10 protein-coding genes and 1 riboswitch are annotated in these 14051 nt (G+C 65.7%); of the genes, 5 read left to right on the top strand and 5 right to left on the bottom strand.

Annotated elements, in window-relative coordinates:
• Positions 1 to 119 precede the first annotated feature (119 nt).
• Complete coding sequence (locus MSG_RS05420; protein WP_096437735.1) at positions 120 to 557, top strand: MmpS family transport accessory protein; 438 nt, start codon at positions 120 to 122, stop codon at positions 555 to 557.
• Complete coding sequence (locus MSG_RS05415; protein ID WP_096437733.1) at positions 554 to 3427, top strand: MMPL/RND family transporter; 2874 nt, start codon at positions 554 to 556, stop codon at positions 3425 to 3427. The genes MSG_RS05420 and MSG_RS05415 overlap by 4 nt, the downstream gene beginning before the upstream one ends.
• Here MSG_RS05415 and MSG_RS05410 read toward each other — a convergent pair.
• Positions 3345 to 4652, bottom strand: coding sequence for a hypothetical protein (locus tag MSG_RS05410; protein WP_096437731.1), 1308 nt, complete (start codon positions 4650 to 4652; stop codon positions 3345 to 3347). The genes MSG_RS05415 and MSG_RS05410 overlap by 83 nt on opposite strands.
• Positions 4653 to 4763: 111 nt before the next feature.
• Here MSG_RS05410 and MSG_RS05405 point away from each other — a divergent pair, with 111 nt between their 5' ends.
• Positions 4764 to 6131: a sugar porter family MFS transporter gene (locus MSG_RS05405; RefSeq protein ID WP_096437729.1), complete on the top strand. Its 1368-nt coding sequence runs from the start codon at positions 4764 to 4766 to the stop codon at positions 6129 to 6131.
• Positions 6122 to 7276, top strand: coding sequence for an N-acetylglucosamine-6-phosphate deacetylase (nagA, locus tag MSG_RS05400; RefSeq protein ID WP_096437728.1), 1155 nt, complete (start codon positions 6122 to 6124; stop codon positions 7274 to 7276). The genes MSG_RS05405 and nagA overlap by 10 nt, the downstream gene beginning before the upstream one ends.
• On the opposite strand, the gene yhjD is transcribed toward nagA, so the two are convergent.
• Entirely contained in the window at positions 7273 to 8301 is a 1029-nt protein-coding gene (gene yhjD, locus MSG_RS05395) for an inner membrane protein YhjD (protein ID WP_096437726.1), read from the bottom strand. The genes nagA and yhjD overlap by 4 nt on opposite strands.
• A 26-nt stretch (positions 8302 to 8327) precedes the next feature.
• Complete coding sequence (gene trpS, locus MSG_RS05390; protein ID WP_096437725.1) at positions 8328 to 9347, bottom strand: tryptophan--tRNA ligase; 1020 nt, start codon at positions 9345 to 9347, stop codon at positions 8328 to 8330.
• Between the two features lie 150 nt (positions 9348 to 9497).
• On the opposite strand from trpS, the gene MSG_RS05385 reads away from it, so the two are divergent.
• A complete protein-coding gene (locus MSG_RS05385; RefSeq protein ID WP_181159153.1) occupies positions 9498 to 10304 on the top strand; it encodes an alpha/beta fold hydrolase in 807 nt (268 codons plus the stop codon).
• A 16-nt stretch (positions 10305 to 10320) separates the two neighbouring features.
• On the opposite strand, the gene MSG_RS05380 is transcribed toward MSG_RS05385, so the two are convergent.
• Positions 10321 to 11547 carry an NADP-dependent isocitrate dehydrogenase gene (locus MSG_RS05380; RefSeq protein ID WP_096437721.1) on the bottom strand — a complete coding sequence of 409 codons (1227 nt, stop codon included), beginning with the start codon at positions 11545 to 11547 and terminating at the stop codon, positions 10321 to 10323.
• Between the two features lies 1 nt (position 11548).
• Positions 11549 to 13786 (bottom strand): NADP-dependent isocitrate dehydrogenase, encoded by a 2238-nt coding sequence (locus MSG_RS05375; RefSeq protein WP_096437719.1) that lies wholly within the window; start codon positions 13784 to 13786, stop codon positions 11549 to 11551.
• Positions 13787 to 13908: 122 nt separating this feature from the next.
• Positions 13909 to 14030, top strand: a riboswitch (SAM riboswitch).
• Positions 14031 to 14051 lie beyond the last annotated feature (21 nt).

Below are 14051 nucleotides of genomic sequence, written 5' to 3'. Positions count from 1 at the left end.
CCATATAACAATTAGCCGAAAACCCTCGATGCTTTAGCGCATTGACGGTACCGTCGATCTCGCCAACGCAACCAAATGGCCAATTGTTTTGCGACCCGGTGACAAACGCGGGGGTAACGATGGTTTCGGTCACCCGAATCGTGAAACGAATGTGGTTGCTGCTGGCCGTGATTGTTATCGCCGGTGTTGCCGCGTTCGGCATCTACCGTCTGCATGGCATGTTCGGCGTGCACGGCCACCCCGTTGTCCGGGCCAAGGCCGATCGCGATGTTCCGCTATTCGACCCCAAACGCGTCACGTACGAGGTTTTCGGCCCCGCCGCGACCGCAAGGATCGCCTATTTGGACCCCGACGCCAGGGTGCAACGTCTGGACGATATTCCCCTCCCGTGGGCGCAAACGGTGACGACGACGCTGACATCGATTTCTGTCAATCTGTTGGCGCAGAGCAACGGCGACATCATCGGTTGCCGAATCGCGGTGAACGGAGCGGTCAAAGACGAGCAATCGCAGACCGGGCCCAAAGCCCTGGCCATCTGTCAGGTGTCGGCCGGATGAGCGCGGCCCTGCCCCGGACGATCCGCCGGTTCGCGGTGCCCATCGTCGTGCTGTGGCTGGGGCTCACCGCCGTCCTCAACCTCGCCATCCCGCAGCTGGAGGCGGTCGGGAAGGCGCACTCGGTTTCGATGAGCCCGAAGGGCGGCGCCTCGCTGCAGGCGATGAAACGCATGGGCCAGGTGTTCGGCGAGTTCGGCTCCATCAATGCGGCCACCATCGTGCTGGAAGACGACAAACCGCTCGGCGACGACGCCCACCGCTTCTATAGCGAACTGCTGCAACGGCTTTCGGCCGACACCAAGCACGTCGCGCACATCCAGGATTTTTGGAGCGATCCGCTGACCGCGACGGGATCGCAGAGCGCGGATGACAAGGCCGCCTATGTCGTGGTGTATCTGGCCGGCAAGAACGAAACAGACGCCTACAACGCGGTCTACGCGGTGCGGCATATCGTCGACACGACGCCGGCGCCGCGCGGGATCAAGGCGTATGTGACCGGTTCGACGGCGCTGATCGCCGACCAATCGCAGGCCGGGGACAAGAGCATCGCGAGGGTCACGCTGATCACCGGCGTGGTGATTGCGGTGATGTTGCTCTTCATCTACCGGTCCGTCGTGACCATGCTCCTCATCCTCGTCATGGTCGGGATCGAGCTCGGCGCGATTCGCGGCGTCGTCTCGTTTCTCGCCTACCACAACGTCTTCGGGCTTTCGACCTTCGCGGTCAATCTGCTCACGCTGCTGGCCATCGCCGCAAGCACGGACTACGCGATATTCCTACTCGGCCGCTATCACGAGGCGCGCTACGCCGGCCAGGACCGAGAAGCCGCGTTCTACAGCATGTTTCACGGGACCGCGCATGTGATTCTGGGCTCCGGCCTGACCATTGCCGGTGCCATGTATTGCCTCAGCTTCGCCAGGCTGCCCTACTTCAATTCGCTCGGGCCGCCCTGCGCGGCGGGCATGTTGGTTGCTGTCCTGGCGGCGCTCACGCTCGGACCGGCGGTGCTGACGGTCGCCAGCTTCTTCAGGTTCTTCGAACCCAGGCGAAAGATGGCGACGCGGCGGTGGCGCCGGGTAGGCACCGCCATCGTTCGCTGGCCCGGCCCGGTACTCGCGGCCACCTGCGTGGTGGCGTTCGTCGGACTGCTGGCGTTGCCGAGTTACCGGACGACGTACGATCTGCGCAGATTCGTGCCGGCCAGCATGCCGGCCGTCGTCGGGGATGCGGCCGCGGGCCGACATTTCGCGCAGGCCCGGCTGAACCCCGATGTGCTGTTGATCGAGTCCGACCATGACATGCGCACCCCGGTCGACATGCTGGTGCTCGACAAGGTGGCAAAGGCCATCTTCCACAGCCCCGGAATCGCGCTGGTGAAATCGATAACCCGGCCGATGGGAACAGCGATCAAGCATACGTCGATTCCATTCATCATCAGCGCCCAAGGCATCTATCAGGCCGAACAGATGGAATTCATGAAAGACCGGCTGGACGACATGCTGGTGCAGATTCATGCGATGAATGTCTCCATCGACACGATGAACCACATGTATGCGCTCATGGGCGAAATCGTCGACAACACCGTCGATATGGATCACCTCACGCATGGCATGTCCAACATCACCGACTCGATACGCGACCACCTGTCGGACCTGTCCGACTTTCTGGGTCCGGTGCGTAGTTACTTCTACTGGGAAAAGCATTGCTACGACATCCCCGTTTGCTGGGCGATCAGATCGATATTCGACACCTTCGACGGCATCGATCAGCTGAGCGAGAAGTTGGAACTTCTGGTCAAGGACATGGACGTCCTCATCCGGCTCCTGCCCGAGATGCGCGCGCAGATGCTGCCGATGATTTCGACGATGACGATCATGCGCGACACCGCCGTCGTGTGGCACGGCACGCTGTCGTCCTTCTACAAGGAGCAGGAGCGCAACAGCAAGGACCCCGGCGCCATGGGCCGTGTGTTCGACGCCGCGCAGGTCGACGACTCGTTCTATCTGCCGCAGTCGGCGTTCGAAAACCCGGATTTCAAACGGGGCCTGAAGATGTTTCTGTCCCCGGACGGCAAGGCGGCCCGCTTCATCATCGCCCTCGAGGGAGATCCGTCGACGCCCGAGGGAATCGCCCGCGTCGAGCCGATCCAGCTCGCCGCCAGAGAGGCAATCAAGGGGACGCCGTTGCAGGGCGCCGCGATCTCCATGGGCGGCACCGCGTCGACCTATCGGGACATCCAGGAGGGCGCCTTCTACGATCTGCTGATCGCCGGGGTCGCGGCGATCAGCCTGATCCTGATCATCATGATGATCGTCACCCGAAGCCTGATCGCCGCAGGCGTCATCGTGGGGACGGTGCTGCTGTCCTTGGGCTCGTCCTTCGGCCTGTCCGTGCTGCTCTGGCAGAACATCCTCGGTATCGACCTGTATTGGCTGGTGCTGGCGATGTCGGTGATCCTGCTGCTGGCCGTGGGATCGGACTACAACCTGTTGCTGATCTCCCGGCTCAAAGAGGAAATCGGCGCCGGTTTGAATACGGGGATCATCCGCGCGATGGCGGGCACCGGAGGGGTGGTGACGGCCGCCGGCATGGTGTTCGCGGTGACGATGTCTCTGTTCGTGTTCAGCGATCTGCGGATCATCGGCCAAATCGGCACAACCATCGGCTTGGGCCTGCTCTTCGACACCCTGATCGTGCGCTCGTTCATGACACCGTCGATCGCCGCGTTGCTCGGACGTTGGTTCTGGTGGCCGCAGCGGGTGCGCCCGCGCCCGGCCAGTCGCATGCTTAGGCCGTCAGGACCGCGTCGTTTGGTACGCGCACTGTTGCTGGCGCCGGCCGAAAAGTCACCGGAGACGTTGCGGCCCTAGCGGATCCGGGTGCGCTCAGCGAAGCGAGGGCCGCGCCGATGGCCAGGACCAACACCACGATGTCCGGCCAGACCGTGGAATGGTTCTGCGCGATACCGTCGAGCCAACCCGCCAGCACCATGGATTCGACAGCAACCAGCGTCGAGCTGAACGCGATCAGGGTGCCGCGGTGCGGCTCGGCGGCCGCCACGCTGATCCACGAAATCGCCGCGGCGAAGACGGCCTGGCCAGCCACCGTCGCCAGGAGGAACACCGTGCCGTAAGCCCACATGTGGTACCACTGGCCGGACGACTCGGCCGCGAGAGTCAGCGTGGCGGCGGCGACACTGAGCAGGGCACTGCCGAGCAGCATGCCGCGCACCCCGAAGCCGCGATAGACGCAGCGCCACAGCGGCGAGCCGAAGACCAGTCCGATGCTGGACAGGATCACCAGCACGTGCAAGCTGCCGCTGTGGTGGGCGGTGCGCAGCGCATAGAAGGTGGTGCCCAGGGTGACCGGAGCGAACAGCAGGCACGCGATCGCGTATCGGCGAAACCAGGGCTGCGTGCGGGCGATCGCGAAGCCCTGCCGATAGGTGTCGCGCATCTTCGCCCGGGCGGGAACCGAGGTGGACCGCATCGGGCCGATGAACAGAGCCACGACGGCCGACGCGCCCAGCCCGGCCGCGCCCAGCCAGAGCAGGTCGCGGCGGTACGTCATCTCGTTGCCGTGGGACAGCATCGGCACGACGAACAGCGTGACGACGGTCGCCAGCACCGACCCGATGGCGCCCTGGAACAGGACCAGCTCGCCGCGCCGCGCCGCGGACAGCTTGCTGGAAACCATGTCGGGATAGGCGACACCGGAGATCCCGAGGAGCACTCCGACCGCCGCGCAGGTCAGCATGAACACCGCCGCGACGAGGGCGCCATTCCAGGGAATCACCGCGTCGCACACGACCAGCGCCGCCACGCTCGCGGCTATCGCGGCCAGCAGCTGGTGCCGCCGGTGACCGGTCCGCTGCAGCACCGCCGGCGACACCGTGTTTCCGACGATGTCACCGAGGCTGAAAGCCGGCCAGAGCAGGGCGGCCACCCAGGTCAGACCCTGATGTGCGCAGATGAACGGCAGCACCACTGCGCCATTGCTCAGCTGCATCCCGGCGGTATAGAAGCTGCCCTGCGAAAGCAGGCGCCGGAACGTGTTCGGCTGCGCCGCGGGGGTGGGGACCGAGATGCTGGCCATAACAAAAGAATTTATGGCCGGTCACGACTCAATAACATCCTCCGATCGGACACTCCGGGTGGAATTGCGTGTCCCCCGATCGGCGGACACCGCTTCACTAGACTCACCCGAATGACTGAGACCGGTCAGCCGAGCGGTTCATCACGGGTGGGGCTCACCGGCGCCAGCGTCGGCCTGATCTACGGCTACGACCTGTCCATCATCGCCGGCGCCCAACTGTTCGTCACCGAGGACTTCGGGCTCACTACGGCGCAGCAAGAGCTGCTCACGACGATGGTCGTGATCGGCCAGATCGCCGGGGCGCTGGGTGCCGGCGTGCTGGCCAATGCTGCCGGGCGCAAGAAGTCGGTGCTGCTGATCCTGGTCGCCTACGCGATATTCGCGCTGCTGGACGGGCTTTCGGTCGGGCTGCCGATGCTGCTGGCGGCGCGGCTGCTGCTGGGCGTGACGATCGGTGTGATGGTGGTGGTCGTCCCGGTGTACATCGCCGAGTCGGCCCCGGCGGCGGTGCGTGGCGCGCTGCTGACAGCCTATCAACTGGCGATCGTCAGCGGCCTCATCGTCGGCTACGTCACCGGATACCTACTGGCCGGCGCACACGCGTGGCGATGGATGTTCGGGCTGGCGGCCGTTCCGGCAGTGCTGTTCATTCCGTTGGTGATTCGGCTGCCCGACACGGCGCGCTGGTACCTGCTCAAGGGGCGAATCGACGAGGCCCGCGCCGCGCTGCTGCGCGTGGAGCCCGCCGCGAACGCCGATGCGGAGCTTGCCGAGATCGCCCGCGCGGTGCGCGAAGGCTCCCCCGGTTCCACAGGCCGCATCTCCGAGATGCTGCGAATGCCGTACCTTCGGGCCACCGCCTTCGTGATCACGCTCGGCTTTCTGCTCCAGATCACTGGCATCAACGCGATCATCTACTACAGCCCGCGAATTTTCGAAGCCATGGGCTTCACCGGCAACTTCGCACTGCTGGGATTGCCGGCGCTGGTTCAGGTCGCCGGCCTGGCGGCGGTGGGCGCCGCACTGATGCTGGTCGACCGGATCGGTCGGCGCCCGGTCCTGTTGTCCGGCATCGCGATGATGATCGCCGCCGACGCGGTGCTGATGGTGGTGTTCGCGCGGGGCGGCGGCGCGCTCCTCGGGTTCGCCGGCATCGTGCTGTTCATCTTCGGCTATACCATGGGTTTCGGCTCGCTGGGCTGGGTGTACGCCAGCGAGAGCTTCCCGACGAGACTGCGGTCCGTCGGTTCGAGCACCATGCTGACCTCCAACCTGATCGCCAACGCGATCGTCGCCGCGATCTTTCTGACGATGCTGCATTCGCTCGGTGGCACAGGGACTTTCGCCGTCTTCGGGCTGCTGGCGGTGGCCGCCTTCGGCTTCGTCTTCCGGTACGCGCCGGAGACGAAGGGCCGCCAGCTCGAGGACATCCGGCACTTCTGGGAAAACGGTGGTCGTTGGGAGAAACGGTGGCCCTGATCGCCGCGGGCACCGCGGTTCTCGACGGACAGGTCTGCCGGCCGGGCTGGCTCGAGACATCCGGCGAACGCATCGTCGCCTGCGGGGCGGGCGCGCCGCCCGGTCGGATCGACAGTGATTTTCCCGAAGGCGTTGCGGTGCCGGGGTTTGTCGACATGCATGTGCACGGCGGCGGCGGCGCCTCCTACACCGACTCCCACGTCGACGCCGGCCAGATCACCGCGGCCGCGGACTTCCACCTGCGCCACGGCACCACCACGACGCTGGCCAGCCTAGTCACCGCCGCGCCCGGCCCGCTGCTTGCGGGCGTACGCGCGCTGGCCGACGCGACCCGGCGGGGCGCCATCGCGGGCATCCACCTGGAAGGGCCGTGGCTAAGCCGGGCACGCTGCGGCGCCCACGACCCCACCCAGCTGCGAGAGCCCGATCCCGCCGAGATCGAAGACCTCCTCGTCGCCGGCGGCGGCGCCATCCGGATGGTCACGCTGGCCCCCGAGCATCCCGGCAGCGGCGAGGCGATCCGGCGCCTTCGCGACGCGGGAGTTGTTGTGGCACTGGGTCATACCGACGCGACCTACGATCAGACCGCTGCGGCGCTGGCCCTGGGCGCCTCGGTGGGCACCCACCTGTGCAACGCGATGCCGCCGCTGGACCACCGCGCGCCCGGGCCGGTGCTCGCGCTGCTGGAGGACCCGGGCGTCACCGTCGAACTCATCGCCGACGGCGTGCACCTGCACCCGGCGGTGGCGGCCGCGGTGGTCCGGATTGCCGGGCCGCACCGAGTCGCCGCGATCACCGACGCGATCGCCGCGGCCGGCTGCGCCGACGGTCCGTTCCAGCTGGGCACTGTGCCGGTCGACGTGGCGTCGGGGGTAGCCCGGGTGCGTGACACGTCGACGATCGCCGGCAGCACGGCCACCATGGATCGGTTGTTCCGCAACCTGGTCAAATTCGGCGCGGTCGGGTTCGGCGCGGACCCCGAGGCGTCGCTGAGCGCCGCCGTCCAGCTGACCTCGGCGACGCCGGCGCGGGCCCTCGGTCTGGAAGGCGTTGGCGCGCTCCGCGCCGGCTACACGGCCGACGTCGTAGTCCTGGACCGGGATTTGCGAGTCAGCGCCGTCATGACACGGGGCGCCTGGCGCTAACGCAGCCAGCGGGTCAGCCGGGAAAAAGTCAGCGCCCCAACGGCTCCCACCACCATGGCGGTCAGCGCCTGGCGGGCGCTGAGGCCCTCGTCCAGCTGCACCCGCGGGGCGATGATTGCCGGCGCCGGAGGCGCGACGGACTTGGCGCGCGAATCGCCCTGGGCGGTCGCCGCCCACGCGGCCGCGAACAGGACGAGATAGGCCGTGACATAGGAGAACACCATCAATCCCAGCACCGGCCCGAACGTGGCGCCGGCCGGACTGCGCAACACTTCTCGCAGATAGATCGCGGCCACCAGCTTGAACAGCTCGAAGCCCACCGCCGCCAACAATCCGGCCTTGATCGACCAGACCAGGTCGACCTTCTGCCGCGGTAGCCGGCCGATCATCCAGGTGAACAACGTCCACGACACCAGCAGCGACACCAATATCGAGATACCGCGGAACAGCTCACCGAACACCCAAAGGTTTGGTATGCCAAACCATTTCAGGATGGCGCGCATGGGCGCGTCGTGGCTGAGCGTGGTGAGGCCAAGGGTGGCGACAGTCACCACGAACGTCCCGAGCATCGCGATCACGTCGGAGATCTTGCCGCGCACGAATCCGCCCGAGTCCGGCTGCTGCTCGCACCACATCTCGGTGACCGCGGCCCGCAGGTGTGACATCCACGTCAGCCCCGCCCAGGCCGCGGTGGCCAAGCCGATGACGCCGACCGACGCGCGCGCATTGATCGCCGAGTTCATCAGCTGGATCAGCTGATCGCTCAGCGCACCGGTGACCGACGACCGGATGTGCGCGTCGATCGTGCCCAGCAGCGGCGGATCGGAGGCCAGGACGAAACCGACCACCGCGAAACTGACCATCAGCAACGGAAATAGGGCAAAGATCGTGTAGTACGTCATGCCGGCCGCGAAAAAGCCGCCGCTGCGCGCGTCGAAGCGCTGATAGGCCCGCACCACATGGTCCAGCCATCGATACCGGGCCCGCAGTCGATCGAAGATTCCCGGCTTGACGGGCTCGGCCATGGCGCTCCAATGTCGAAAGCGGGGTCCTACCTCCGTTGCGGAAGGAACCCCAGCCGATCGTAAACCCGCTGGACCGTTTTCCCGGCCACTTCGTCGGCACGCGCGGCTCCAGCCGTGAGCACGGCCTCCAATTCGGTGACATCGGCCGTCAATTCGTCGACCCGTGCCTTGATCGGGGCCACGAATTCGACGACGGCGTCGGCGGTCTCCTTTTTCAGGTCGCCGTAACCGCGGCCGGCGTAGCCGTCGACGAGCTTGTCGACGTCGACACCGGTCACCGCCGACTGGATGGTCAGCAGATTCGACACACCCGGCTTGGCCACGGTGTCGAACCGGATCTCCCGCTCGCTGTCGGTCACGGCCGACCGAATCTTCTTGGCCGACTTCGCCGGATCGTCGAGCAGGTTGATCAACCCGGCGTCGGTGGCCGCCGACTTGCTCATCTTCGACGTCGGATCCTGCAGGTCGTAGATCTTGGCGGTGGCCTTGGGAATCAGCATGTCGGGCACCACGAAGGTGTCCGGGAAGCGGGCATTGAAGCGCTCGGCGATGTCGCGGGCCAGCTCGAGATGCTGGCGTTGGTCCTCGCCGACGGGCACCAGGTCGGTGTCGTAGGCCAGCACGTCGGCCGCCTGCAGCACGGGGTAGGTGAACAACCCGACGGTGGTCGAGTCGCTACCCTGCCGCAGCGACTTGTCCTTGAACTGCGTCATGCGCGACGCCTGCCCGAAACCGGTGAAGCAGCCCAACACCCACGCCAACTGGGTGTGGGCGGGCACCTGGCTTTGCACGAACACGGTGCTGCGGGCGGGGTCGATACCCAGCGCCAGGTACTGGGCCGCGGTGACCAGCGTCCGGCGGCGCAGCGCCTCCGGGTCCTGAGCGACGGTGATGGCGTGCAGGTCGACGACGCAGAAGAACGAGTCGTGGTCATCCTGCAATGCCACCCACTGAGAGATGGCCCCCAGGGCATTGCCGAGGTGAAGCGAATCAGACGTGGGCTGTACGCCGGAGAAAAGCCGGCTGGGTCCGGAAGCAGTGCTCATGATGTCCTGATCTTTTCACGGATGTTTTCCGGGTCGGCCGCCCGGCCGCGACCTTGCTTGCGGTACCGCTGGTACCGCCTTTAATGTCGGGCTATGACCACTCGCGCGCCGATACACCTCGGTCCCACGGATGGCTCCGCAGAGCCGGTGCTGCTGCTGCACCCCTTCCTGATATCGCAGATGGTGTGGGAGGTCGTCGCCCAGCAGCTGGCCGACACCGGCCGTTACGAGGTCTTCGCCCCGACGATGGCCGGGCACCACGGGGGACCCCGCGCAGGTACCTGGCTGCTGTCCTCGGCGGTGCTGGCCGATCACGTCGAGCGCCAGCTGGACGAGCTGGGCTGGGCCACGGCGCACATCGTCGGCAACTCGCTGGGCGGCTGGGTCGCCTTCGAACTGGAGCGGCGCGGGCGGGCCCGCAGCGTCACCGGCATCGCGCCGGCGGGCGGCTGGACGCGCTGGAGCCCGGTCAAATTCGAGGTCATCGCGAAGTTCCTGTCCGGGCTGCCGATCTGGTTGCTGACCTGCCTCCTGGGTCAACGGATCCTTCGGCTGCCGTTCAGCCGCCAGCTGGGCAGCGTGCCGGTCAGCGCGCGGCCCGACGGGGTCAGTGAACGCCAACTGAGTGCCATCGTCGACGACGTCTCGCACTGCCCCGCCTACTACCAGTTGCTGGTCAAGGCGCTGCTGCTGCACGGGTTGGTGGAGTTGGAGCACACGGCGGTGCCCTCGCACCTGGTGCTGTGCGGGAAGGATCGCGTCGTGCCGCCGAGCAGGTTCAGCCGGCATTTCACCGAGTTCCTCCCGGAAGGCCACCAGCTCACGGTGCTCGACGGCGTGGGGCACATTCCGATGTTCGAGGCGCCGGACCGCGTCACCGCCGTGATCTCCGACTTCGTCGACGAATGCGCCCGGGCCGCCCGGCCGCAGCGCGCCGTCGACCCGTCGGCCAGCTAGGCCCCGGCTGGCCCGCTCAGGCCAGCGCCTTGTCCAGGTTGTCGGCGATCGCGCCGAGGAACTCCTCGCTCTGCAGCCACTTCTGATCGGGACCGATCAGGATGGCAAGGTCCTTGGTCATCTTCCCGCTCTCGACGGTGCCGACGACGACCTCCTCCAGCCGCTGGCCGAATTCGATGACCTCAGGCGTGTTGTCCAGCTTGCCGCGGTGCTGTAAGCCCCGCGTCCAGGCGAAGATCGAGGCTATCGGGTTGGTCGACGTGGGTTTGCCCGCCTGATACTGCCGGTAGTGCCGCGTGACGGTCCCGTGCGCCGCCTCGGCCTCGACCGTCTTGCCGTCGGCGGTCATCAGCACCGACGTCATCAGCCCCAGCGAGCCGTAGCCCTGCGCGACGGTGTCGGACTGGACGTCCCCGTCATAGTTCTTGCACGCCCAGACGTAGCCGCCGTCCCACTTCAGGCAGGCGGCCACCATGTCGTCGATCAGGCGGTGCTCGTAGGTCAGGCCCTCGGCTTCGAAGCGCTCCTTGAACTCCTCGTCATAGATACGCTGGAACTCGTCTTTGAACATGCCGTCGTAGGCCTTGAGGATGGTGTTCTTGGTCGACAGGTACACCGGCCACTTGGCGTTCAGGCCGTAGGCGAACGACGCTCGCGCGAAGTCGCGGATGGAGTCCTTGAAGTTGTACATCCCCATCACGACGCCGCCGTGCTCGGGGATGGTCACCATCTCGTGCACGATCGGCTCGCTGCCGTCGTCGGGGGTGAAAGTTATTGCGACCGTTCCGGGTTTCTCGACCTTGAAGTTTGTCGACCGGTACTGATCGCCGAATGCGTGCCGGCCGATCACGATCGGCTTCGTCCAGCCCGGAACCAGCCGCGGCACGTTCGAGATCACGATCGGCTCGCGGAAGATGGTTCCGCCCAAGATGTTTCGGATCGTCCCGTTGGGCGACAGCCACATCTTCTTCAGGTTGAACTCGGCGACGCGCGCCTCGTCGGGGGTGATCGTCGCGCACTTGACGCCCACACCGTGCTTCTTGATGGCGTACGCCGCGTCGATCGTCACCTGGTCGTCGGTGCGATCGCGGTTTTCGATGCCCAGGTCGTAGTACTCGAGGTTGATGTCGAGGTGGGGCAGGATCAACATGTCCTTGATCAGCTTCCAGATGACGCGGGTCATCTCGTCGCCGTCGAGTTCCACCACGGGGCCTTCGACTTTGATCTTGACAGCCTTGGACATGTCAACCCTGGGAATTCGCCAGCGCCTCGTTGAAGGTCTTGCTCGGCCGCATCACTGCCGTCGTCTTCTCGTTGTCGGGCTGATAGTAGCCACCGATGTCGACCGGTTGGCCCTGCTGCGCTTCGAGTTCGGCCACGATGGTGTCCTCGTTCTCGCGCAGCGCCTCGGCCAGCGGGGCGAAGTGCTCGGCCAACTCCTCGTCGTCCTTCTGCTTGGCGAGTTCGGTGGCCCAGTACAGCGCCAGATAGAACTGGCTGCCGCGGTTGTCGAGTTCACCGGTCTTACGCGACGGGCTCTTGTTGTTGTCCAGCAGCGTGCCGATCGCGGCATCGAGCGTCTTGCCCAGGATCTTGGCGCGCTCGTTGTTGGTCTTGATCCCGAGGTCGTCGAAACACGCTCCCAGAGCGAGGAATTCACCTAGGGAGTCCCAGCGCAGGTGATTCTCCTCGAGCAGTTGGTGGACGTGCTTGGGCGCCGAACCGCCCGCCCCGGTCTCGTACATTCCGCCGCCGGCCATCAGTGGCACGATGGACAGCATCTTGGCGCTGGTGCCCAGCTCCAGAATGGGGAACAGATCGGTGAGGTAGTCGCGCAGGATGTTGCCGGTCGCGGCGATGGTGTCCTGCCCGCGCATCGCGCGCTCGATCGTGTGCCGCATGGCTCGTTCCTGCGACATGATCTGGATGTCGAGGCCCTCGGTGTCGTGGTCGGCCAGATAGGTGTTGACCTTCTTGCGCAGTTCGGCCTCGTGCGGACGCTCCTGGTCGAGCCAGAACACCACGGGCATGCCCGAGTTGCGAGCCCGGGTGACGGCCAGCTTGACCCAGTCGCGGATCGGCTCGTCGCGGACGATCGGCATGCGCCAGATGTCGCCGGCTTCCACGTTCTGGGTCAGCAGGACTTCCCCGGTGTCCAGGTCGACGATGTCGGCGACACCGTCCTCGGAAATCTCGAACGTCTTGTCGTGCGAGCCGTACTCCTCGGCCTGCTGCGCCATCAGGCCGACGTTGGGCACGGTGCCCATCGTGGTCGGGTCGAACTGGCCGTGCGTCTTGCAGAAGTTGATGATCTCCTGGTAGATGCGGGCAAAGGTCGATTCGGGGTTGACGGCCTTGGTGTCCTTCTGTCGCCCGTCGGCGCCCCACATCTTGCCGCCGGCGCGGATCATCGCCGGCATCGACGCATCCACGATCACGTCGCTGGGCGAATGAAAGTTGGTGATGCCCTTGGCCGAATCGACCATCGCCAGCTCCGGACGGTGTTCGTGGCAGGCGTGCAGGTCGCGGATGATCTCGTCGTGCTGCGATGCGGGCAGCGACTCGATCTTGTCGTACAGGTCGGACAGCCCGTTGTTGACGTTGACGCCGAGTTCGTCGAAGAGCGCCTGGTGCTTGGCAAAGGCTTCCTTGTAGAAGGTCTTCACCGCATGACCGAAGACGATGGGGTGCGAAACCTTCATCATCGTCGCCTTGACGTGCAGCGAGAACATCACGCCGGTCTCGTAGGCGTCCTCGATCTGCTCCTCGTAGAACTCGATGAGCGCCTTCTTGCTCATGAACATGCTGTCGATGATGTCGCCCTCGCGCACCGATACCGTCGGCTTGAGCACGATCGTCTTGCCGCCCTTGGTCTTCAGCTCCATCTTCACGCTGCGGGCGCGGTCGACGGTCATGGACTTCTCGCCGTGGTAGAAGTCGCCGCGCTTCATAGTCGCGACGTGCGTGCGCGACGCCTGCGACCACTTGCCCATGCTGTGCGGGTGCTTGCGCGCGTACTCCTTGACCGCGTTGGGCGCGCGGCGGTCCGAGTTGCCCTGCCGCAGCACCGGGTTGACGGCGCTACCAAGGCATTTGGCGTAGCCGTCGCGAATTTCCTTTTCCTCGTCGGTCTTTGGATTGTGCGGGAAGTCGGGGATCTTGTACCCCTTGCCCTGCAATTCCTTGATGGCCGCGACCAGCTGGGGCACCGAGGCGCTGACGTTGGGCAGCTTGATGATGTTGGTGTCGGCCTGCTTCGTCAGGCGGCCCAGTTCGCCGAGGTTGTCCGCCACCCGCTGCTCGTCGGTCAGGTCCTCGGGGAACTCGGCGAGGATCCGGGCGGCCACGGAGATGTCGCTGGTCTTGATCTCGATGCCCGCGGGTTCGGCAAACGCCCGCACGATCGGCAAGAACGCATAGGTCGCCAGCAACGGCGCTTCGTCGGTCAGCGTGTAGATGACAGTCGGTTTCTCGGCGCTCACGGTCCCTCTCCCGGCGTCAACATTGTCCAGATTGGTCAGATCCCTGGGGGCTCAGCCTTGTAGTTGCCACGTTATCAAGCTGTATTGGCGTCGAGTCAGCACAGTAAGATAGTCTCCGTAATGGTCATGAGCGCCAGCATCAAGCCCCGGCTTGCTGGCCGGCAACCCTCCAACCGCGGTGGGGTGCCCCGGGTGATGACCAGGTTGAGTAGCCAAATGACCGGCTATCCGGCAAGCGCGGGTCCGCCATGACGGGCCCCTGAGC

Origin of the sequence: Mycobacterium shigaense, assembly GCF_002356315.1 — a bacterium.
Classification (GTDB): domain Bacteria; phylum Actinomycetota; class Actinomycetes; order Mycobacteriales; family Mycobacteriaceae; genus Mycobacterium; species Mycobacterium shigaense.
The sequence above is the reverse complement of the archived record's forward strand: the minus strand, read 5'-3'. Positions and strand labels throughout refer to the sequence as shown.